The 21,153-nt window shown below is 64.5% G+C and carries 21 protein-coding genes; 9 read left to right on the forward strand and 12 right to left on the reverse strand.

The genetic code is table 11. The features are described from left to right. Nucleotides 1-547 precede the first annotated feature (547 nt). Nucleotides 548-1,441: a hypothetical protein gene (locus EJ078_RS04165; RefSeq protein ID WP_127403259.1), complete on the forward strand. Its 894-nt coding sequence runs from the start codon at nucleotides 548-550 to the stop codon at nucleotides 1,439-1,441. A gap of 41 nt (nucleotides 1,442-1,482) precedes the next feature. Here the strand turns inward: EJ078_RS04165 and EJ078_RS04170 are convergent, their stop codons facing one another. From EJ078_RS04170 to EJ078_RS04180, 3 genes are all read right to left on the reverse strand, one after another. Then, entirely contained in the window at nucleotides 1,483-2,910 is a 1,428-nt protein-coding gene (locus EJ078_RS04170; protein ID WP_127216122.1) for a hypothetical protein, read from the reverse strand. Nucleotides 2,911-3,286: 376 nt separating this feature from the next. Beyond that, nucleotides 3,287-3,796, reverse strand: coding sequence for an Hsp20/alpha crystallin family protein (locus EJ078_RS04175; protein ID WP_127216128.1), 510 nt, complete (start codon nucleotides 3,794-3,796; stop codon nucleotides 3,287-3,289). 89 nt (nucleotides 3,797-3,885) lie between these two features. After that, nucleotides 3,886-4,362, reverse strand: a complete 477-nt coding sequence (locus EJ078_RS04180) for an Hsp20 family protein (RefSeq protein ID WP_127216123.1) — start codon at nucleotides 4,360-4,362, stop codon at nucleotides 3,886-3,888. 347 nt (nucleotides 4,363-4,709) lie between these two features. On the opposite strand from EJ078_RS04180, the gene groES reads away from it, so the two are divergent. The 3 genes from groES (at nucleotide 4,710) to htpG (ending at nucleotide 8,870) form a co-directional block, all read left to right on the forward strand. Beyond that, a complete protein-coding gene (gene groES / locus EJ078_RS04185) occupies nucleotides 4,710-5,024 on the forward strand; it encodes a co-chaperone GroES (RefSeq protein ID WP_066992870.1) in 315 nt (104 codons plus the stop codon). Between the two features lie 52 nt (nucleotides 5,025-5,076). Then, complete coding sequence (gene groL, locus EJ078_RS04190) at nucleotides 5,077-6,705, forward strand: chaperonin GroEL (RefSeq protein ID WP_127216124.1); 1,629 nt, start codon at nucleotides 5,077-5,079, stop codon at nucleotides 6,703-6,705. A gap of 272 nt (nucleotides 6,706-6,977) precedes the next feature. Further along, complete coding sequence (gene htpG / locus EJ078_RS04195; RefSeq protein ID WP_127216125.1) at nucleotides 6,978-8,870, forward strand: molecular chaperone HtpG; 1,893 nt, start codon at nucleotides 6,978-6,980, stop codon at nucleotides 8,868-8,870. Nucleotides 8,871-9,029: 159 nt separating this feature from the next. Here htpG and EJ078_RS04200 read toward each other — a convergent pair whose 3' ends face one another. Further along, on the reverse strand, nucleotides 9,030-10,652 hold the full coding sequence (locus tag EJ078_RS04200; RefSeq protein WP_095824639.1) for an ABC-F family ATP-binding cassette domain-containing protein: 1,623 nt from the start codon (nucleotides 10,650-10,652) through the stop codon (nucleotides 9,030-9,032). 216 nt (nucleotides 10,653-10,868) lie between these two features. On the opposite strand from EJ078_RS04200, the gene EJ078_RS04205 reads away from it, so the two are divergent. Next, complete coding sequence (locus tag EJ078_RS04205) at nucleotides 10,869-11,195, forward strand: GYD domain-containing protein (protein WP_164750533.1); 327 nt, start codon at nucleotides 10,869-10,871, stop codon at nucleotides 11,193-11,195. Nucleotides 11,196-11,223: 28 nt separating this feature from the next. Here EJ078_RS04205 and EJ078_RS04210 read toward each other — a convergent pair whose 3' ends face one another. The 4 genes from EJ078_RS04210 to EJ078_RS04225 form a co-directional block, all read right to left on the reverse strand. Beyond that, a complete protein-coding gene (locus EJ078_RS04210) occupies nucleotides 11,224-11,967 on the reverse strand; it encodes a 2OG-Fe(II) oxygenase (RefSeq protein ID WP_127216126.1) in 744 nt (247 codons plus the stop codon). A 79-nt stretch (nucleotides 11,968-12,046) separates the two neighbouring features. Beyond that, nucleotides 12,047-13,477 carry a patatin-like phospholipase family protein gene (locus EJ078_RS04215; protein ID WP_128294488.1) on the reverse strand — a complete coding sequence of 477 codons (1,431 nt, stop codon included), beginning with the start codon at nucleotides 13,475-13,477 and terminating at the stop codon, nucleotides 12,047-12,049. A gap of 86 nt (nucleotides 13,478-13,563) precedes the next feature. Further along, complete coding sequence (locus tag EJ078_RS04220) at nucleotides 13,564-14,091, reverse strand: hypothetical protein (protein WP_127215421.1); 528 nt, start codon at nucleotides 14,089-14,091, stop codon at nucleotides 13,564-13,566. A gap of 6 nt (nucleotides 14,092-14,097) precedes the next feature. Continuing rightward, nucleotides 14,098-14,520, reverse strand: coding sequence for an OsmC family protein (locus EJ078_RS04225; protein WP_127215420.1), 423 nt, complete (start codon nucleotides 14,518-14,520; stop codon nucleotides 14,098-14,100). Between the two features lie 207 nt (nucleotides 14,521-14,727). Between EJ078_RS04225 and EJ078_RS04230 the strand changes: the two genes are divergently transcribed. Together EJ078_RS04230 and EJ078_RS04235 are read left to right on the forward strand one after the other, a co-directional pair. Then, on the forward strand, nucleotides 14,728-15,972 hold the full coding sequence (locus EJ078_RS04230; protein ID WP_127215419.1) for a cytochrome-c peroxidase: 1,245 nt from the start codon (nucleotides 14,728-14,730) through the stop codon (nucleotides 15,970-15,972). A gap of 175 nt (nucleotides 15,973-16,147) precedes the next feature. Beyond that, complete coding sequence (locus EJ078_RS04235; RefSeq protein ID WP_164750452.1) at nucleotides 16,148-16,300, forward strand: hypothetical protein; 153 nt, start codon at nucleotides 16,148-16,150, stop codon at nucleotides 16,298-16,300. A gap of 88 nt (nucleotides 16,301-16,388) precedes the next feature. On the opposite strand, the gene EJ078_RS04240 is transcribed toward EJ078_RS04235, so the two are convergent. Further along, a complete protein-coding gene (locus EJ078_RS04240) occupies nucleotides 16,389-16,976 on the reverse strand; it encodes a dihydrofolate reductase family protein (protein WP_127215418.1) in 588 nt (195 codons plus the stop codon). A 105-nt stretch (nucleotides 16,977-17,081) separates the two neighbouring features. Between EJ078_RS04240 and EJ078_RS04245 the strand changes: the two genes are divergently transcribed. Continuing rightward, entirely contained in the window at nucleotides 17,082-17,498 is a 417-nt protein-coding gene (locus tag EJ078_RS04245; RefSeq protein WP_067325410.1) for a helix-turn-helix domain-containing protein, read from the forward strand. Nucleotides 17,499-17,634: 136 nt separating this feature from the next. Further along, complete coding sequence (locus EJ078_RS04250; RefSeq protein WP_127215417.1) at nucleotides 17,635-18,357, forward strand: 3-keto-5-aminohexanoate cleavage protein; 723 nt, start codon at nucleotides 17,635-17,637, stop codon at nucleotides 18,355-18,357. Nucleotides 18,358-18,397: 40 nt separating this feature from the next. On the opposite strand, the gene EJ078_RS04255 is transcribed toward EJ078_RS04250, so the two are convergent. From EJ078_RS04255 to EJ078_RS04265, 3 genes are all read right to left on the reverse strand, one after another. Continuing rightward, on the reverse strand, nucleotides 18,398-18,799 hold the full coding sequence (locus EJ078_RS04255) for a GFA family protein (RefSeq protein ID WP_095801529.1): 402 nt from the start codon (nucleotides 18,797-18,799) through the stop codon (nucleotides 18,398-18,400). A gap of 78 nt (nucleotides 18,800-18,877) precedes the next feature. Next, on the reverse strand, nucleotides 18,878-19,870 hold the full coding sequence (add, locus tag EJ078_RS04260; protein ID WP_067325419.1) for an adenosine deaminase: 993 nt from the start codon (nucleotides 19,868-19,870) through the stop codon (nucleotides 18,878-18,880). 137 nt (nucleotides 19,871-20,007) lie between these two features. After that, on the reverse strand, nucleotides 20,008-21,066 hold the full coding sequence (locus tag EJ078_RS04265; protein WP_067325422.1) for a Gfo/Idh/MocA family oxidoreductase: 1,059 nt from the start codon (nucleotides 21,064-21,066) through the stop codon (nucleotides 20,008-20,010). Nucleotides 21,067-21,153 lie beyond the last annotated feature (87 nt).

The following is a 21,153-nucleotide window of genomic DNA, read 5'->3' on the forward strand; positions in this document are numbered from 1 at the left end:
GCATTCACCCTAAGATTGTACAGGCAGGCACCGGCTTGGCCAAGTCTTGCGCGGCCCTGATCATTCTCCCAATCGACTGGTGTGGCGCCGGGTGCGTCCCTCACCTCTGGGCCTGCGCCCGCCTTAGAAGATCCGGCCGTCCCCGACATCATGGCTGTGCTCTGGACACGAAAGCTTGCGTTCCTTCGCGCCCCCCTCTGTCCTGCCGGACATCTCCCCCACTTGGGGGGAGATCAGATGTGGCGCCGGCTTTCGCCAATCATCGACGGTGCAAAGGGAGAGCCGTCAGCGGAACTGCCAATCTCTCCCCTCGTGGGGGAGATGTCCGGCAGGACAGGGGGGGCGCCGTAGAGCGCAACTGTCGCGGCGTGCCTCACCTCCTCGCCGACATCGAGCGGCAAGATCCAGCGGTTCCTGCTGAGGAAGGCGGAGGTAGAGAAGCGAAAGGCCGGATATTAAATTCGGGTTCTCCCCGGGATTCCGCCACGCAAAAGCCGCCAAGTCAGGCGAAGGCCACACGGGCTTTGGTTTGAATTGGGGTTATAGCATGCGGCTGGTCTGGACGTTTTTGTTTGCGCTGGCGAGCGGCGTGGTTTTCGCGGCATCGCCGGAGGACGACTATATCGCCGCGCGCGACAAGGCGATTTCCGACATCGCGGCGCAGGAGAGCTCGAACGCGGAAGTGGAGGCGCTCGATGGCGCCAACACCAAGGCGCTGGCCGATCTGGAAAAGCGTCTTTCCGCCATTCTCGGCCCGCTTGCGGTCAAGGATTTTCCGGCAACCGGCACGATCAATCTCCAGAGCCTGAGCGCCTCCGATATTGGCTTCGGCATGCTGGACGGGCTGCGCTACGCCAAGAGCGACGCCGGCCCGAGCATCGTCGCGACGACCCGCGGGCTGGTCGAGCGCTGGCTGCGGTCCAAGGCTGACGAGGACGATGAAGGCCTCCGGCTGCCCGCCGGCATCGACGGGGCGCTGAAGCTAGACGCCTTCTATACGCAGGCGATCGGCAGCGACGCCGCATTCGTGAAGACGCTCGACTTTTCACTGAAGAAGCCCGAAGGCGCCGATATCGCCGTCGCGCAGCTCGGCGGCTGGACCCAGGATGTCGGACCGATCTACGACCAGCAGGTCGTCGTCGCGGTCGTCAAGGGCGACCGCGTCCTGGTCGCCGAGGCGCCCGCGTCCCCGCCCGTGCCGAAGATCGCGGCCTGCGAGGCGCTTTGGACCGCGGCGGACGCGGCTGCCCAGAAATTTCAGCAGACCTATCAGAACTCGGACCTGAAGGACCAGCAGGCCTATGATTCCGCCAACGCCGCCTGGGAAAAAGGCGACGGCGATTATCGCGCCTGCATGGGCGAGCGCCTGCCGGGCGATCCGGGCTTCCCGGCACTGCTTGCCGAGGCCCAGCAGCTTGCTGACCGGATGACCGGCAAGTAGGCCCAGAGCGATGAAGCGCTGAGCTGGCTAGACACCCTTCCTCAGCTCGCGGCGGCCCTCATGTTTCGCCGGCGCCTGGCGGTGGGTCGCGCCGGCTCCACGATATGCCCGTTGGTGACATGCCCGTTCGTCACGGGCACAACATCCTGCCGGGCCCGGGCGTCCGTCACCCTGTGCAGCCGCTCGTAAGGCAGCAGCTCCTTGATGCGGGCATTCAGCGTCTCGACCTCGGCGCGCAGGTCCTCGCATTCCTGTTTCTGGATATCGAGCTGGATCTGCTCCGACGCCTGCTGCAGCGATAGCTGCGAGAGGTTGGTACTGATCACCGACAAATTCTTCTTGTCCAATTCGCTCTCGTTCCTGAGAACGGCAAGCTTCTCTTCCGCGATCTGCCGCTCGGTCACGGCGTCATTCAACTGCGCCCTCAGTCCTGTCGCCTCGGCGACCGCATCGGTCTTGTCGATGGAGGCCTGCTCGAGCCGCGATTGCAGCTCCTGGATTTCGGAGCGCAAGCCGCGCAGCTCTGCCCGGCTCCGCGCCAGCTCCGCCGCGCCATCGCTTTCGGCAATGCGGGCGGCTTCGGTTACCTCGGCAAGCTTGGCCTGCGTCGTCTCCAACGATTTCTGCAGCCGGGCCTCCTCCTTCTCGTGGCTGCCGAGCTGGGCCATAAGTTCGGCAATCCGCGTGGCTTCGTTGGCGTGGGTCGCCGCGAACTCGTCGAATTTGTGCCGGGCCTCGGCCTCGCGCTTTTGCGCCTGCTCCAGCTCGATCGAAAGCCCGACCTGCTTCTCGCGCAGCAGCTTGTTCTCGACAGCGCGCCTGTCGGCTTCGACGGTCTTGGCCGTCAGGGTCTTGACGATCTCACCGAACTCAGCCTCGCGCCTGGCGCTCTCATTGCCCATCTCGACCATTTCGAGCCGCACCGCTGCAAGCGCCTCGCGCAGCGACTCCCTGTCCTGGACGAGACTTGCCTCGCGCTGCTGCCAGGCCTCGGCCGCGCCGTCGCGTTCGCGCTGCTTGCGCGTAGCGTCAAGCAATTGTTCCGACAAGGCCTTGTGTTCGGCGCCCAGAGCGGCGTTCTCCAGCTCCAGCTCATTGGCGCGCAGCGCATCGCGATGCAGGGCGTTCAGGATATCGCGCGTCATGTGGTGCGCTGTGGCGATCTCGGCCAGCCTTGACCCGATCTCCTCCAGATGACCCTGTCCGTCGCGGAAGAGTCCGGAAACGGCTTCCAAGGCGGCCAACCGTGTCTGGGTGTGCGGCGTCAGCCGGGAGGCGGAAGCCTCGGACTGAGTCTCGCCCGGCGGATCCTCCTCGCTTGCCGCCAGGTCGGCGGCAGAATCGTATCCCGGGGACGTCTCTTCGTCAGCCGAAAGACATTCTTCGAAAGCCTCTGCCAGATCCGACTGGAGCTCTTGAAATTCCTTGTCTACGTCCTCGGCCCGTTTGATCAGGGATTTGAAATTCATAACGGCACACCTCTTACGCTCACACCCGCCGTATTACTTAACGAATTGCTAATCTAGCCCTTAACGTTCCGTACGGGAAGCCTGACCAAAAGAAGGAAGGAATTAAGGTTATCGCGGATTTCCAGAGGCTTGCGCGGTGTTCCGTCAGCGGCATCTGCGCTCAGCGCGGTAAACGGTTAGAATGGCCTGCGTCGGCCGCACGTCATCGAGCCGCAAGCGAGCACCTGGCGCCCGCTGCGGGCGGATCACTCGTTGGAAAGGGAGCCGTTCCACGCTCCAGCCAGCACCTACGCCAGCGTTGGCCGTTCCATCTAGCGCCGAGGTTCCGTCATGCCGCAGGGGCCGGACCCGTCGATCCAACCCCTGCATCCAGGCATCAGCTCTTGATTTCGATACGCTTGGCCTGCGACTGCGCCTTCGCGGTCTTGGGCAGCATTACCGTCAGCACGCCGTTCTTGAAGCGGGCATCGATCTTGTCTTCTTCGATCTCGTAGCCCAGCGGGATTCGACGCTCGAAGCGGCCATAGATGCGCTCGGAGAACTGCCGCTCCTTGTCCTCCGTCTCGGAGCGCTTTTCACCCTTCAGCGTCAGCACGCCATCATCAAGCAGCACCTCGATGTCCTTCTCGTCCAGGCCCGGGACTTCGGCCGCCACCTTGATCTCCTTCTCGTTGTCGGAGATCTCAACGCTCGGCCAGCCGGCACCAAAGGCTGATACGCTGCCTAGGGATGGCAAGCCGGAACCGAAACCCCGGAAGACGTCGTCGAACAGCCGATTCACCTCGCGATGCAGCGACAGGAAAGGATCGCGTTCGCCGTCGCGGAAGACACTTGGAACCTTGTTACCATTGTTTCGGCCCCAGGGAATCAGATCACGAACACTCATTTTTTCCTCCTTTCTGTTCATCCGGAAGACAAGGCCCACAAGCGCCGGGAACATCACCCGGCGCTTGGCGCAAAGCGCGGCGAGAAGGCTCAGGCCGCCTTGTTGTCGGCCTCTATTTTCTTTGTCGCGGCCGTTGGCGATGATTTGTCCGCCGTGATCTCGATCCGGCGCGGCTTCATTTCTTCCGGGATCTCGCGTTTGAGGTCGATTGTCAGCAGACCGTTGACGAGGCTCGCATCGACGACCTTGACGTGATCGGCAAGCTCGAAGCGACGCTGGAATGCGCGGCCGGCAATGCCGCGATGCAGGTACTCGCCGTTGTCCTCGCCTGCCTTTTGGCCAGAGACCATCAGCATGTTCTGCTCCTGGGTAATGGCCAGTTCGTCCTGGCTGAAGCCTGCCAGGGCCATGGTGATGCGGTAGTCGTCCTCGCCGCTCTTGGCGATATCGTAGGGCGGCCAGTTGTCAGCGGTTTCGATGCGGCTTGCGGTCTCGAGCGCGTTCAGCATTCGATCGAAGCCGATGCTCGACCGGAACAGGGGAGAAAAGTCGAAACTGGTTCTCATAGCTACATCCTCCATTGAGCAACATAGATACGAGGAGCGCCAAGGCAGCGGCGCTCCTTGACCTTGCCGGCCACATCAGGCGCCGGCAGGTTCGATTTGGGAATTGATTCCTTTGCCGTCAAGAGGTCCGGGGCGCGCCCGTCAAAGCTGCATAATTACCTTTGTTTTCACGGCGCTAGCACTCGGCTGTTGCGAGTGCCAAAAAATTTCTTGCGGCCTCTTGAAACCGGCGCGTGCAAAACCAAATCCACATGCGCGAGGCCGAAAGGATCGCGAGCCCCGCTCCGGTCCTTCCGGTCCGGAGTGGAGGAACCTCTCAAAATCTGTTTGTCCCGAAGGAGAACGATATGAAGTTCCATCCATTGCATGACCGCGTTCTGGTCCGCCGCGTCGAGGCCGAGGAGAAGACGGCCGGCGGCATCATCATCCCGGACACGGCGAAGGAGAAGCCGCAGGAAGGCGAGATCATCGCCGTCGGTTCCGGCGCGCGCGACGAGAGCGGCAAGCTCATTCCCCTCGACGTCAAAGTCGGCGACCGCATCCTGTTCGGCAAGTGGTCCGGCACCGAGATCAAGCTCAACGGTGAAGACCTGCTCATTATGAAGGAAAGCGACGTGATGGGTGTGGTCGAGCAGACATCGGCGTTGGGAAAAGCGGCTTGAACCGGCCCAACCCGATCGGTCAATGAAAGGTGCCTGCTGAAGGAGTGTTCCAATGGCTGCCAAGGAAGTGAAATTCCATTCCGACGCCCGCGACCGCATGTTGCGCGGCGTCAACATCCTCGCCGACGCGGTGAAGGTCACGCTCGGCCCTAAGGGCCGCAATGTCGTCATCGACAAGTCGTTCGGCGCTCCGCGCATCACCAAGGACGGCGTCACTGTCGCCAAGGAGATCGAGCTCGAGGACAAGTTCGAGAACATGGGCGCGCAGATGGTGCGCGAGGTCGCCTCGAAAACCAGCGATATCGCCGGCGACGGCACGACCACCGCGACCGTTCTCGCCCAGGCCATCGTCAGGGAAGGTGCCAAGGCCGTTGCCGCCGGCATGAATCCCATGGATCTGAAGCGCGGCATCGACAAAGCCGTCGAGGCTATTGTTCAGGAGTTGAAGACCAACGCCCGCAAGGTGACCAGAAATGACGAGATCGCCCAGGTCGGCACGATTTCGGCCAATGGTGATGCCGAGATCGGCCGTTTCCTTGCTGAGGCGATGCAGAAGGTCGGCAACGAGGGCGTCATCACCGTCGAGGAAGCCAAGACCGCCGAGACCGAGCTGGAAGTCGTCGAAGGCATGCAGTTCGATCGCGGTTATCTCTCGCCTTACTTCATCACCAATCAGGATAAGATGCGCGTCGAGCTCGAAGAGCCCTATGTGCTGATCCACGAGAAGAAGCTTTCCAACCTGCAGGCGCTGCTGCCGGTTCTGGAGGCGGTGGTTCAGTCGGCGAAGCCCCTGCTCATCATCGCGGAGGATGTCGAGGGCGAGGCGCTCGCGACGCTGGTGGTCAACAAGCTGCGCGGCGGCCTGAAGGTTGCGGCCGTCAAGGCTCCGGGCTTCGGCGACCGCCGCAAGGCCATGCTGGAGGACATCGCCATCCTCACCGGCGGCACCGCTATCAGCGAGGATCTCGGCATCAAGCTTGAGAACGTCACGCTGGAGATGCTCGGCCGCACCAAGAAAGTGGTGGTCGAGAAGGAGAACACCACGATCGTCGATGGCGCCGGCAAGAAGGAGGAGATCCAGGGCCGCGTCGCGCAGATCAAGGCGCAAATCGAGGAGACCACCTCGGACTACGATCGCGAGAAGCTGCAGGAGCGTCTGGCCAAGCTCGCCGGCGGCGTGGCTGTGATCCGCGTCGGCGGTTCGACGGAGGTCGAGGTCAGGGAGCGCAAGGACCGCGTCGACGATGCCATGCATGCGACGCGCGCGGCGGTCGAAGAAGGCATTCTTCCGGGCGGCGGCGTGGCGCTGCTCAGGGCCGCCAATGCGCTCGACGCGGTGGCTGCCGACAACCCCGACCAGAGATTCGGCGTCGACATCGTGCGGCGCGCCATCGAGGCGCCGGCGCGTCAGATCGCCGAGAACAGCGGGGCGGAAGGCTCGATCATCGTCGGCAAGCTGCGCGAGAAGACCGATTTCGCCTATGGCTGGAACGCCCAGACCGGCGAATATGGCGATCTTTTCAGCCAGGGCGTTATCGATCCGGCCAAGGTCGTGCGCACCGCGCTGCAGGATGCAGCCTCGATCGCCGGCCTGCTCGTCACCACCGAGGCGATGGTCGCCGAGAAGCCGAAGAAAGAAGCGGCACCCGCCATGCCCGCCGGCGCCGGCATGGACTTCTAGGACGCTGGGGAGGCGCGGCGCCGACACAGCCAATCTCCCCCGACAGGGTTCAATTGGGGGAGATTGGTCGGCAGGGGCAAAAGGGAGCGCGAGGGAAACGGCGCGCTTCTGAATTGACAAGAACCGGAAAAGCGAGAAAGCACTCCGCGACAGATCGGCTGGCGGGACGCGCCCCCTTTGTCCTGTCGGACATCTCCCCTCATCGGCGGAGATCGGCAGCTTCGACACGCCGCGGCGCGACGGGCCAGAGTTACTATGTGGGAAGATTCTGAATGACGACGGATACCAAGACGACGGAAACCAGGACATTCGAGGCGGATGTCTCGCGGCTGCTGCACATGATGGTGCATTCGGTCTATTCGGACCGGGACGTCTTCCTGCGCGAGCTGATCTCCAACGGCGCGGACGCGTGCGAGAAGCTGCGCTTCGAAGCGATCACCCGTCCCGAGCTGCTGGGCGAGGACGCAAAGCCGCGCATCACCATTTCGGCCGACCCCGACAACAAGCAGCTTGCCGTCGAGGACAACGGCATCGGCATGGGCCGCGAGGAGATGGCCGAGGCTCTGGGCACCATCGCACGCTCCGGCACCCGTGCCTTCATCGAGCGCGTCGAGGCCGACAAGGCGACTGAGGACTCGCAACTCATCGGCCAGTTCGGCGTCGGCTTCTACTCCGCTTTCATGGTGGCCGATCATGTCGATGTCATCAGCCGGCAGGCCGGCAGCGAGGAAGCCTGGCGCTGGTCTTCCGACGGCAAGGGCACCTACGAGATCGCTCCCGTGCCGCTTGCGGCAGCTCCCAGGCGCGGCACGCGCGTCGTGCTGCATCTGATGGACGATGCGAGTTCCTACACCACGCCTTACCGGCTCGAAGGGCTGGCGAAGTCGCAGTCCGGCCACGTGCCGGTGCCGATCACGCTTGTTGAGAAGCCGGGCGCCGAGCCGCGCGATGTCGCCGACGGCACGGCGCTCTGGGTGAGGCCGAAGAGCGACATAAAGCCCGAGGAATATACCGACTTCTACCGCAGCATCGCCGGCCAGTATGACGAGCCGGCCGCCACCATCCACTTCCGCGCCGAGGGTCGGCACGAATACAGCGCGCTTGCCTTCGTGCCGGGCTCGCGTCCGTTCGATCTCTTCGACCAGGACCGCAAGGGTCGTATGAAGCTCTACGTGCGGCGCGTCTTCATCACCGACGATGCCGACGTGTTGCCGCGCTATCTGCGCTTCGTGCGCGGCCTGGTCGATTCCGCCGATCTGCCGCTCAACGTCTCGCGCGAGATGATCCAGGAAAGCCCGCTGCTCGCCGCGATCCGCAAGGGTGTCACCAACCGCGTCCTCGGCGATCTTGGCAAACTCGCCGATAACGCTGCCGAGGCCTACGCCAAGATTTGGGAGAATTTCGGCGTCGTGCTCAAGGAAGGCATCTACGAGGACTACGAGCGGCGCGAGCAGCTGCTGAAGCTCGCCCGCTTCCGCTCGACCGCTTCCGGCGAGACGCTGCGCAGCCTGGCCGATTATGTCGCCGCGATGAAGGAAGGGCAGAAGGCGATCTTCTTCATGGCCGGGGAAGACCGCGCCCGGCTCGAGGTCTCGCCGCAGCTCGAAGGGTTCCGGGCGCGCGGCATCGAAGTGCTGCTTTTGACCGATCCGGTCGACAGTTTCTGGACGACGATGGCGCCGGAATTCGACGGCAAGCCGTTCAAATCGGTGACGCAGGGCGCGGCCGAACTGTCGGAGATCCCGCTGCTCGACACCGCGTCCAAGCCGGATGCCGAAATCTCGTCCGAAATCGCGACCTTCCTGGCCTTCGTGAAGACGGCGCTGGGAGACGAGGTCTCGGACGTGAAGGCCTCCGACCGCCTGACCGAAAGCGCGGTCTGCCTGGTCGCACCGGAGCACGGTCCCGACCGCCAGTTCGAGCGGCTGCTCAACGCCGCCGGCCGCCTCGACAAGGCGGCCAAGCCGATCCTCGAGATCAACCCGCGGCACGAGCGCGTCACGGCGCTGGCGAAGCTCGGCGACGGCGAGCGCGCTTTCAAGGAAGACGCCGCGCATCTGCTTTACGACGAGGCGCGCGTGCTGGACGGCGACAAGCCGGCCGATGCCAGGGCGTTTTCGGCGCGGCTTGCTCGCCTGATCGAGCGCGGTTTGGCGAGGGAGTAGTGGGGCGTTGGGCGCCTCACGAAGCCCGGATCCTGCCGTGACTTCTCACGAGGAGGCGGCGCAAGGGTGAGATCGGTCGCGATCCTTCGCGCCCCCCTCTGTCCTGCCGACGGGTCAAGGCTTCTCCACGCTACTACGCTCGGAGGTCAGAGCGCCGCCCTACCCCCTCAGCCCCGGTGCCTCTTGCCCCGTCCTGGCGACATATTCCGTATAGCCGCCGCCATAGGTGTGGATGCCATCCGGCGTGAGCTCCAGCACGCGGTTCGATAGTGCGGACAGGAAATGGCGGTCGTGCGAGACGAACAGCATCGTGCCTTCATATTGCGCCAGCGCCTCGATCAGCATCTGCTTGGTCGCCATGTCGAGGTGGTTGGTCGGCTCGTCGAGCACCAGAAGGTTCGGCGGATCGAACAGCATCAGCGCCATGACCAGCCTTGCCTTCTCGCCGCCCGAGAGCACGCGGCACTTCTTCTCGATCTCGTCGCCGGAAAAGCCGAAGCAGCCGGCTAAAGCCCTGAGCGGCGCCTGGCCGGCCTGCGGGAAATTGTCTTCCAGCGTCTGAAACACGGTGCGCTCGCCGTCGAGCAGTTCCATGGCGTGCTGGGCGAAATAGCCCATCTTGACGCTCGGACCGCGCGCCACCGAGCCCTCATCCGGCTCGGAGGCGCCGGCCACGAGCTTCAAAAGCGTCGACTTGCCGGCGCCGTTGACGCCCATCACGCACCAGCGCTCGCGGCGGCGGATCTGGAAGTCGAGGCCGGCATAGATCGAGCGGCTGCCATAGGATTTGTGGATGCCCTTCAGCGTCGCCACGTCCTCGCCGCAGCGCGGCGCAGGCTGGAACTCGAAGGCCACCGTCTGGCGACGCTTGGGCGGCTCGACGCGGTCGATCTTGTCGAGCTTCTTCACCCGGCTCTGCACCTGGGCGGCGTGCGAGGCGCGCGCCTTGAAGCGCTCGATGAAGGCGATCTCCTTGGCAAGCATCGCCTGCTGGCGGTCGAACTGCGCCTGCAGCTGCTTGTCAGCCAGCGCCCGCTGCTCTTGGTAGAATTCGTAATTGCCGGAATAGGAGGTGAGCGCGCCGGCGTCGATCTCGATCACCTTCGAAACGATGCGGTTCATGAACTCGCGGTCATGCGAGGTCATCAGCAGCGCGCCGTCATAGTCCTTGAGGAATTTCTCCAGCCAGATCAGGCTCTCAAGATCGAGATGGTTGCTCGGCTCGTCGAGCAGCATGACGTCGGGCCGCATCAGCAGGATACGGGCGAGCGCGACGCGCATCTTCCAGCCGCCGGAGAGTTTTGCAACGTCGCCGTCCATCATCTCCTGGGAGAAGCCGAGGCCGTCGAGCACCTCGCGGGCGCGGCCGTCGAGCGCATAGCCGTCGAGTTCCTCGAAGCGGTGCTGCAACTCGCCATAGCGCTCGATGATCGCGTCCATCTCGTCGGCGCGGTCGGGATCGCCCATGGCGTGCTCGAGCTCGCGCATCTCAGCTGCGACGGCGCTCACCGGGCCGGCGCCTTCCATCACCTCGGCGACGGCGCTCATCCCCTCCATGTCACCGACATCCTGGCTGAAATAGCCGATGGTAACGCCGCGATCGACTGAGACTTGGCCTTCGTCCGGCTGCTCCTGGCCGATGATCATGCGGAAGAGCGTCGTCTTGCCGGCGCCGTTCGGGCCGACGAGGCCGACCTTCTCGCCCTTCTGCAGGGCGGCCGAGGCTTCGATGAAGACGATCTGACGGCCGTTCTGCTTGCCGATATTTTCGAGACGGATCATGGGGCGGTCCGGGAAACTGCGCTGAGATGGCGGGATTTGCCCGGGGCATACGCGAATGAGGCTGCGGAGGGAAGAGGCAGAAGCGCCGCATCCGCGCGCTCGGCTATTCCTTCGAGGCAGAACCCAGCCGCGGTGAAATTGATTGGCGTCGCCGACCGATCGAGCGCTTAGTGCTGGAGCCAACCACTTGATGGGCTCTGGCAAGGGAGGTCAACCATGGCCATGTACCTGACGCGCTTCAGCTACACGCCCGAGACCTGGGCGCGAATGATCGAAAACCCCGAGGATCGCCGCAAGGCAGCCAGCTCATACATAGAATCGGTCGGCGGAAAGCTGCACGGGTTCTGGTACGCGTTCGGCGAACACGACGGGTGGAACCTGTGGGAGGCGCCGGACAATGTTTCGATGGCGTCCGTCGTGATCGCCATCGGTGCCGGAGGGGCACTCAGCTCCTGCGAGACCACCGTCCTCCTCAGCGTCGAGGAGACGATGGACGCGCTAAGCAGGGCGAAAGCGATCCGTTATCGGCGGCCTGGAACGTAGAGCCGAGAAAAGCCGCCTCGGAGGGGTGTCACCTCGCGTCGTGGAAGATGATACCGAGCGTATGTCGCCTGCCCGAGCGCAGGCGGCTGACGCCGTGGCGCAGGTTGACGCGATAGTAACCTCGCGTGCCCTCCACGGGCCGGTTGTGCACGGCGAAGATCACCGCGTCGCCGCGCTTGAGCGGCACCACCTCGGCGCGGCTCTGCATGCGCGGGCGCTGCTCGGTCAGCACGAATTCGCCGCCGGTGAAATCCTTGCCGGGTTCGGAGAGCAGGATCGCCACCTGCAGCGGAAAGGCGAGCGCGCCATAGAGATCCTGGTGCAGACAGTTGAAGTCGCCGGGGCCGTATTGCAGCAGAAGCGGCGTCGGCTTGGTTTGGCCCTCGTCGTGGCAACGCTTTAGGAAGGCGGCGTGGTCGGAAGGGTAACGGCGCGCGGCGCCCATCTTCTCGTTCCAGTCGTTGGCAACGCCGGCGAGCCGTGGATAAAGCGCAGTGCGCAGGCCCTCGATCAGATCAGGCAGCGGATAACGGAAATAGCGGTACTCGCCCCTGCCGAAGCCATGGCGCGCCATCACCACATGGCTGCGGAAATGTTCTTCGTGCGGATAGAGCGCGGCGATTTCGGCGCATTCCTCCGGCGAAAGCAGGCCGGGCACGACAGCGCAGCCCTGGGCGTTGAGCTCGGAGACGAGCGCGTGCCAGTCCTGCGCGGCGACACGGGATTCGGCGGAGCGTCCGGCGCGTTTGGTGTTGAGGGAATGGACGGTCATGAGCGCCTCCTTTGATGCCATCAAAGTGGGGCGGAGGCGAAGCGGCGGCCACCCGATTCCTGCGGAAATGGCGCGACCTTTACGGCGAACCAGCCGCAACGAAGCTCGAGCGGCCCTGCGCGCGGCGGAATGCCTGCTGCAGGCGCGGGTTGAGGCGCACCGCGTCGCGGCCGGCCTGGATGGTCCGCTCGACCTGCTCCGGCGTCAGCCTCAGCCGGGTCGGGATGACGTTCAGCGCGGCTGCCTCGTCTGGCGGCAGGTCGGCGAAGGAGACCAGTTCAACCACCATCTGGACGTCGCGGCACTTCCAGCCGGACAGGTTGCCGCGGTAGCGCGCTACCACCGCCGCCGGCAGGCTGCAGCGATATTTGACCAGCTTTTCGCGCCACAGCCGGAATTCGAGCTTGAGGGAATCGAATTCGTCGCGCACCGAGGACGCGATCGAGGTGCCGGCGGTGGCGTCGATCATGTCGACTAGGCCCGGTCCCTGCTTGACCTTGACCCAGTCGGGTTCTTTCCTGCGGCCCGCATCGGCAACGATCATGATCAGCGTTCGCATCCTCACCGCCGCCTGCGGCGACAACGGGCTGTGCGGACTGCCGGCGATGTCGAGCGATTCCGCGAAGCCGACCACCGCGATGTTGTCGGTCAATCCGCCGTCGAGCAGCTTGATGTAGTTGACGCGGTCGTTGTTCTGGTAGGACTCCATGGCGCGAGCCGCGGCCTTGACCCGTTCCGGTGCCTCCGGATCGTTGAGACCGCGTTCGATCCAGTCCGGCTGCTTGTAGTTGCATCTAGTTGTCGGCGTGGTCGTCGAGACGACAACCGGCGCGAACACCGCGGGGAACGCCGCCGAGGCCGCCACCGCATCGGCGATACGAAGCTTGTCGAGATCGCTGCAGATGGCCGCGAAGCGGTCGTAGGTGAAGCCGAAGGCCGTCCCGTTGTAGATGTCGGATGCGTGGATCCAGACCAGCGGGGCGCCGGGACGTCTGAAGGCGCTGTAAGTGGCACCGTCGAACAGGTTCCTGTCCAGCCACGCGGCAAAGGTGCTGCGGTCGTTGACGCCGCCTTTCCACAGCCGCGCCAGATTGGCCGGAGCGAGCTTGGCGGTGTGCAGCGAGCTCTCGGCATCGCGCAGCAAGAAGCGCTCGCGAAGCTCGCGATAACCACGCCCTTTGTAGCCGAGATAGGCCGCCGTCACCGCACCGCCAGAAACGCCGCCGACGACGCGCACGTCGTCGATCAGCGTATGCGCTCGCCCGCCGCTGCCGACCACGACATCGTCGAGCGCCCGAAGCACGCCATAGCTGAAGGCGGTGGCGCGCGTGCCGCCGCCAGAGAAGGACAGCGCGACCACGGTCGACCCGTCGGCGGGAGCATCGGGAATGTAGTCCGGCGAGCCAGGCCCGACTTGCGTCACATGGGTGTTGATGGGCTCGACATCATTGGCGACACATCCGGCCAGCAGCGCTGCTGCCAACACAAGCAAGCCCACACGCCAACGCATCGAGGTCCCCCCGATCGCCCGTTCCCGGCCTCAGTCTATGCGCAGCAGGCAGAGCAAGGCAACGGCCAGCCCCGGGGTCCTTCACCTCAAGCGTTCCGGCGGTACCCCTCCAGTTCCGGATCGAGATCCACCTTCACTCCATTGGTGAAGACGCAGGTCGCCACCATGATGCCGGCGAAGGCGACGAGGTTGACGAGCAGCGTTTCGTCGTAGCGCGCCTTCAGCGCGGCCCAGGTCTCGTCGGCAACGGCATTGGCGTCGGCGGCGAGCGCCTTGCCGAAGGACATCAGCAGCGCTTCGTCCGGGCTGGGTTCGATCGCGTCCGGATCGAGGCCGAAGTCGATCAGCGCGCGGCGGAAGAAGGTAACCGGGATCTCGGCGCGCATCGTCTCGGCGATCGCCTTCGAAAACAGCCAGATCGCCCGGTCGTCGAGCGTCGGACGCAGGAGATCGCGCAGCGTGAACCATTCGGCGTAGATGCGGTGCGCGGCCGGGGAGTGAAGCAGGATGCGCTTCATGTTGGTCAAGCGGCCGCGCAGCGCAAGCTCCCGGTCATGCTCGACGCGGATTTCGTCGGAGGCGGTCGCATAGTCGATCGCAGAGAGATGCGCCACGGCCCCTCACCCCAGCGTCGCGTGCAGCGCCGGCGCGCCGCGCAGCGTGTTGGAGACGGTGCAGATCGTCTCGGCATCCTCGACGATGCACTGCTTGGTCGCGGCGTCGAGGTCGCCGGCAATCTCCAACCGGATATTGAACCTTTCCACCCGCGACGGCTCGTCCTTCGCCTTCTCGCCTCCGACATCCGCCCTCACCTCGCCAAGCCGGTCGGCGACGCCGAGGCGGGTGGCGGCGATGCGGGCGCTCAGCACCATGCAGGCGGCCAAGGAGGCATAGAGCAGGTCGAGCGGGTTGAAGCCCGGCGCGCTGACCGCAGTCACCACGTCGACCGTGCCGCCGGTCGGCGTCGTTACCGCCGGCAAGCCGCCCGGCGGCAGCACGGCGCAGGCGCCGGTAGCACGGGTTCTGATCTTCAGCTCGCTCATCGAAAGTCCATCGTCCGGGTTTGGAGGCCATTGATAGCGGACGGGAATTTATCTCGGCAACCATCCAGGGCACAGCTGCGGTTTTCTTCGTGCGAGGTGGTCCGTGGAAGGGCTGATCTGCCGCGTTCCGGCTTGGCAATTTGCCTCCGCCAGTCAACAATCCGCGGCACCGCGCTGCTGGGCCAATGGCAAACGGGATTGAGGGTCATGACACCACGGAAATTTGCCACGCTCGCCGCTCTCGCCGTCGCTGTTCTTTGGCCCGCCGCCGACCAGCCGGCAGATGGCGTCCATCCTGGCCCGATGTCGCGCACGCAAGCCTTCGCACGTGCCGAAGCATTGACGGCGATCGGGCGAAAAATGTTCTTCGACCCATCGCTGTCGGCTTCGGGCAGACAGGCCTGCTCGTCCTGCCACGATCCCAACCACGCCTTCGGTCCGGCCTCCGCCGCGCCGGTCGAGATGGGCGGGCCGAACCTCGACCGGCCTGGCCTGCGCGCGGTGCCGTCGCTGCGCTACCTGCAGGCGGCGCCCGCCTTCACCGAGCATTTCTACGATTCCGAGGACGAGGGCGACGAAAGCGTCGACAATGGCCCGACCGGCGGATTGACTTGGGACGGGCGCGCCGACCACGGCAAGGACCAGGCGAGGATCCCGCTGCTGTCGCCGTTCGAGATGGGCAACAAGGATGAAGCCGCCGTGGTCACCGCCTTGCGCAAAGCGCCCTATGCCGACGCGTTCAAGGCGGCGTTCGGCGCGGATATTTTCGACCATCAGCAGGATGCCTTCGACGCGGCGGTCGAGGCGCTCGGCACCTTCGAGCAGAGCAGCGCCGACTTCTACCCCTATTCCAGCCGCTACGACGCCTTCCTTGCCGGCAAGGCGCAGTTGACCGCGCAGGAGTTGCGCGGCCGTGCGCTGTTCGAGGACGCAAACAAAGGCAATTGCGCGAGCTGCCATCTGAGCGAGCCGGCAAATGACGGCGAGCCGCCGCAATTCACCGATTACGGCCTGATCGCCATCGCCGTGCCGCGCAACCAGGCGATCCCGGCCAACGCCGATCCCAATTATCTCGACCTCGGGCTGTGCGGGCCGCTGCGGGCCGACTTCAAGGGCCGGAGCGAGTATTGCGGCCTGTTCAAGACGCCGACGCTGCGCAATGTCGCGCTGCGCAAAAGCTTCTTCCACAACGGCTATGTCCACTCGCTGCGCGAGGCTGTCGCCTTCTACGCCACTCGCGACACAGATCCGGGGCGCTGGTATCCGAAGAACGCGGACGGCACGGTCGAGAAATTCGACGATCTGCCAAAGGCCTACTGGGGAAACCTCAACACCGACCCGCCCTTCAACGGCAGGAAACCAGGCGAGAAGCCGGCGCTGACCGACGCCGAGATCGACGACATCGTCGCTTTCCTCGGCACGCTGACCGACGCGGACCAGGCCGGGCAGTAGGGCGGCTAAAAGCTCACTGCGGACTTCCCCGGCCGAAATAATCGGTGGACGCGTCTTGTTTGTGTGGCTTCCGTCACAGACCGACAGAAAGCATCTGCTACATTAGCATCTCGTTAGAGCGGGGGCTCAAATGAGATTCGTAGCGGTGCAAGAACCGCCTCATCATAGTTGGGCGGTGTTCGACATCGCCAATGACAAGCCCGCCGAACATGCCGGGCGCGCGCTCATCGGTCTCACGTCGCACGAAGCCCGGCGGTTCGCCGCCGCGGCCAACGATGAAGCGGGGTATCGGGAAACCAACGCGCTGGCGTCGCATCCAGGCGAATAAGGCATGGCACTGACGGTTCGCAATTCGCCGGGAAACGACAAGCGAACAAGCGGTTGAGACGGCGTGCTGCCAGATTGATTCAAGTGCCTCACCCGGCCGGCGCGTAGCGGTTCACCACCATGCCGCAGGCATAGGCCTTCGAGCCGGTGAGCTTCAGCTTGGCGAAGCCCGCCTGGTCGAAGATGCGACGGCCGGCACCCAGCACCGCCGGGTTGATGAAGAGCTGGAACTCGTCGACCAGCCCGGCGGCGATCAGCGCCGAGGCGAAGCCGGCGCCGCCGAACACGGCAATGTCGCCGCCCTCGCCCGCCTTCAGCGCATTGATCTCGCGCGGCAGATCGCCGCTCGCGACCCTGGTACGCTCCCACCGCGACGCCTTCAGCCTGTCGCTCAGCACCACCTTGTCAGCTGTCACGATACGCTGGGCGAAGGCATAGAAACGGTCTCGCGGAAATTTCCTCGCCGCATTGCCCCAGTGATTGAGGTAGCCCTCCTCGGCAATCTTGCGGCTGAGCAGAATCGTGTCGACGGTTGCGAACACGGCATTGAAGTCCTGCTTGAGCTCGTCGTCCCAGTCGCTCTCGTCGCCCCATTCCCAAAGCTGCCAACGACGGTTCTCGTCGGCGCCGACGAAGCCGTCGACCGACATCTGCATTTGCAGGATGAGCTTTTTCATTGCGCGGTCCTCTCGCATCTCCAACCACGGTTTACTTTTGAAATCATTTGACGCGCGAATGGAATGATGTCAATTGAAAAGTGATTTACAAATGGAACTAATTTCATGTCGACCAAGGAAAGGTCCGGCTGCCCGATCAGCCTGTCGCTCGAGCTCATCGGCGACCGCTGGACGCTGCTCATCATCCGCGACCTGGCCTTCGCCGGGAAAAGGCATTTTCGCGAGTTCCTGCAGTCGGACGAAGGCATCTCGTCGCGCACGCTCGCCGAGCGGCTGCAGACCCTGGTCGACGAAGGCGTCCTCACCCGCAGCGACGACCCGACCCACAGGCTGAAAGCGATCTACAGGCTGACCGAGGCCGGCATCGACCTTTTGCCGATACTCGCCACGCTTGGCGCTTGGGGCAGCAAATATCGAAAGGCGGATGAGGATTTGGCGCGGGTTTCCAAGGAACTAGCGGCAGGTGGCCAGCCGGCGCTGGAGCGGATGAAGAAGAGGTTGAGGAAGGAGCATTTGGGGTAAGGCGTTCCACGCCGCCAATTGCCCAAAGTCGAGTTCTACGGCGAAGGATCGCGGCGTCGATAAGATCCTGCCCGCAGGTTCCGTTTCCCGTCTATGCTCCCCTGCGCTAGACTCCGCCTGAACAGGATCGACCGCCATGATCGTCCAGGCCTGCATCAACGGCGCCCGCGGCGCGGATTTCCACCCCGCCCTGCCGCTCGACCCGGATGCCATGGCACGCGACGGCGCGGCCTCGGTTGCGGCGGGTGCCGTCGAACTGCATGTGCATGCGCGCGGCGCCGACCGGCAGGAAAGCCTTGCCCCGGAAGCGATGGACCGGACGGTGACGGCGCTGCGCCGCGCCTGCCCCGGCACGCTGATCGGCATTTCGACCGGCGCCTGGATCGAGAAGGACGACAGGCGCACGATTGCCGCCATCGCCGGCTGGCATGAGCTGCCCGACTACGCCTCGGTCAATCTCAGCGAGGCGGCGGCGCCCGAAGTGATGGAAGCGTTGCGCAACCGCGGCGTCGGCATCGAGGCCGGGCTGGCGTCGATCGGCGATGCGCTCAGGCTGGCCAGCCTCGATCATGGCCGCCGGGTGCTGCGCGTCCTGATCGAGATTTCCGAGCAGACGCTGGAGGAGGCCTTTGCCGTCGCCGACGGCATCGAAACGCTGCTGCAACGCGAAGGCATTCACCGCTCGATCCTGCTGCATGGCGAGAACGCGACCGTGTGGCCCTTCGTCGAGCGGGCGGCGGCGCGGAAGTTTTCGACCCGTGTCGGGCTCGAGGACGGTAAGGAGTTGCCTGATGGGACGGTGGCGGACGGGAATGCGGCGCTGGTGAAGGCGGCGGTGAGGATCTATCGCCGGGCTTGACTTGGCTCCTCGCCCCCTGGGGAGGACCCAAGGCCAAAAGTCAGCCGAACTTCGTCAGCGGCTTGGCGGTTATCTCGACCCATTCGCAGCGCCGGCTACGGTGGTAGAAGGATTGGAAGGGCGGCGGGAACGACGGATCCGCGAACGCCCCTACCGGAATTGCAGTTAGGCCGGGCTGCGTGTCGATGCGATAGTGCACTGTGGTCCCGCAATCAGGGCAGAAGCTGTAGGTTATCTGCCCGCCCTGCTCGCCGGTGCGCGTGAACTGCAGCGCGCGCCCGTCTATCGTCACATCGGCCTCGGCAAAGCGCACATTGTAGCTGAAGGCGCTGCCTGTGCGCCGCTTGCAGTCGAGGCAATGACACACCGAGATGCGCACCGGCTCGCCCGCGCAGGTGGCCGACAGCTGACCGCAGGAACATTCGGCGCGTCGCGTGACCATGCTGGCTCCTTTCGACCGAGTCTCGGCACCTTATGCAGTTCGGCGGCGTGGTGAAAGCACCTATCCGCCGAGCGTCGCCTACCCCTGCCAGGCCGTCAGATCCGCCAGTATCCGCGCCTTCACCGCCGGGTCGGCGTAGCTCGCATGCACCGATGTCGCGGCGAGCTGGCGGATGGTTTCACTGTCCCAGGCGAAGGTCTCGGCGCAGGCGGCGTAAGAGGCTTCGAGCGTCGTGCCGAGCAGCGCCGGATCGTCGGTGTTGATGGAGACGGGAACGCCGGCTTTGCGCAGAGCGTCGATCGGATGCTCGGCAAGCGAAGGATAGACGCCGAGTGCGATGTTGGAGATCGGGCAGACGCCGAGCGGAATTCGCCTCTGTGCGAGCAGGTCGACCAGAGCCGGCTCCTCGATCGCGCGAACGCCATGGTCGATGCGATCGGCGCCAAGCAGCTCGATGGCGTCGCGAACGCCCTCGGGACCGCTCGACTCGCCGGCGTGGACGGTGCGTCGCAATCCGGCCGTGGCGGCGCGGCGGAACGCCTCGGCAAAGCGCGGACCGGTGCGCCCGGCGGCCGCCTCGTTGCCGTCGATCGAAAGGGCCACGACGCGCGGGTGCCTGATCCTGCTCAGCAACTCCACCAGTTCGATGGCGTCCTCGGCCGACTGGGTGCGCAGCAGGCTGATGCAGAGCCCGACCGGCGGGTATCCATCCTGCTCGGCCGCCGCGAACCCGGCATCGAAGGCGTCGATCATGCCGGCGATGTTCCGGTGCCAGTGCGGCCAGTGAGTCGGATTGACGATGACATCGGCGTAGCGCACGCCGCTCTTGGCCATGCGCCGCGCAAATTTATAGGCGGTGATGGCCAGCTGCTCGCGCGTACGAAACGTGCCGCACAGCCAGTCGAGCATTTCGAGGAAGCTCTTCAGATCATGCGCCTCGAAGAGCCTGTCGCGCGGCGCGCGCAGCGGGATGCCAGCCTCCTCGCAATTCCTGATCACGTCGTCGGCCTCGAAGCAGCCCTCGACGTGGATGTGCACTTCGGCCTTCGGCAACCCGATATAGTCGGTCAATGAACCCTCCCGAGCTTTGTGGCCGCATCAAATCACGAAAGGCGAGATCAAGGCTTCAAGAAATGATTGAAAGATTTGTGTGATGACAGCCCCCCCCGTTGCGGGCCCGTTGCGGGAGGAGATCGGCAGCTTCGGCCTCACTGCGTGTCCGCGTGGGCCCTCAGCTCGGCGCGCTTTTCGTCCGACACCACCGCCAGATCCAGCACCTTCTGCAGACCAGCCGCATGGCGGAAATTGGGCTCGGCCTGCACGCCGCTTTTCACCGCCTCGACGAAGCGCTGGTAGTTGGTCGGCACGGTGCCGGCGTCGAGCTCTTCCCATTTGGCGTCCTCGACATTGGCACCGATGCAGCCCTTCAACATCGAGCCATTGAGATTGTGCACCACCTCGATGCCGCCCTTGTCGCCATAGATGCGCAGCCTGAGCTCGTTGAGATGGCCGCTCGCCCAGCGGCTGGCATGCACCACGCCGAAGGCGCCGTTGGCGAAATCGAGCGTCATGGCAAAGCTGTCATTGGCGTCGAGCTGGTAGTCGCCGATGCGGTTGCCCGGCGCCTTGTCGAAGGCGCGCAGCCGGCAGAATACGTGGTCGATATCGAGGGCGGCGCCATAGCTGGCGAAGTCGAGGATGTGGATGCCGACGTCGCCGAGCACGCCGTTTGAGCCGTGGCCGCGCGAGAGCCGCCAGAGCCACTTGGGGTCGCTTCGCCAGTCGCCCCAGAATTTCGATACCAGCCAGCTCTGCAGATAGGAGGCCTCGACGTGGCGCACCGTGCCGATCTCGCCGGCCTGCACCATTTGTCGCGCCTTCTGCAAAGGCGCGACGTTGCGGTAGGTGAGGTTGACCATGTTGACGACGCCGGCGGCTTCCGCCGCATCGGCCATCTCGCTTGCCTTGCCGAAATTCTCGGCCAGCGGCTTTTCGCAAAGCACCGGCTTGCCGGCGGCGATCAGCGCCATGGTGGTCGGGTGATGGATGCGGTCGGGCGTGACATTGGCGACCGCGTCGAAACCGTCCCAGTCGAGCGCCGCCTCCAGCGAGGTGAAGCGCTTCGGGATCTTGTAGGCGTCGGCATACTCGCCGACGCGGGCTGGATCGACATCAACGGCACCGACGATGTCGACGCCTTCGATAGCGCCGAAGCGGCGGGCATGCTCCTGCGCCATCCAGCCGGTACCGAGTATCAAAAGCCGCATTTTGCTCCTCCAGAGGAATTGGTTCGATTCAATGATATGAGGCGGGCGATCTAATTGTTGCTTGTACGCAATCCCAAACAGAAAACG

Origin of the sequence: Mesorhizobium sp. M1A.F.Ca.IN.022.06.1.1, assembly GCF_003952605.1 — a bacterium.
GTDB lineage: Bacteria > Pseudomonadota > Alphaproteobacteria > Rhizobiales > Rhizobiaceae > Mesorhizobium.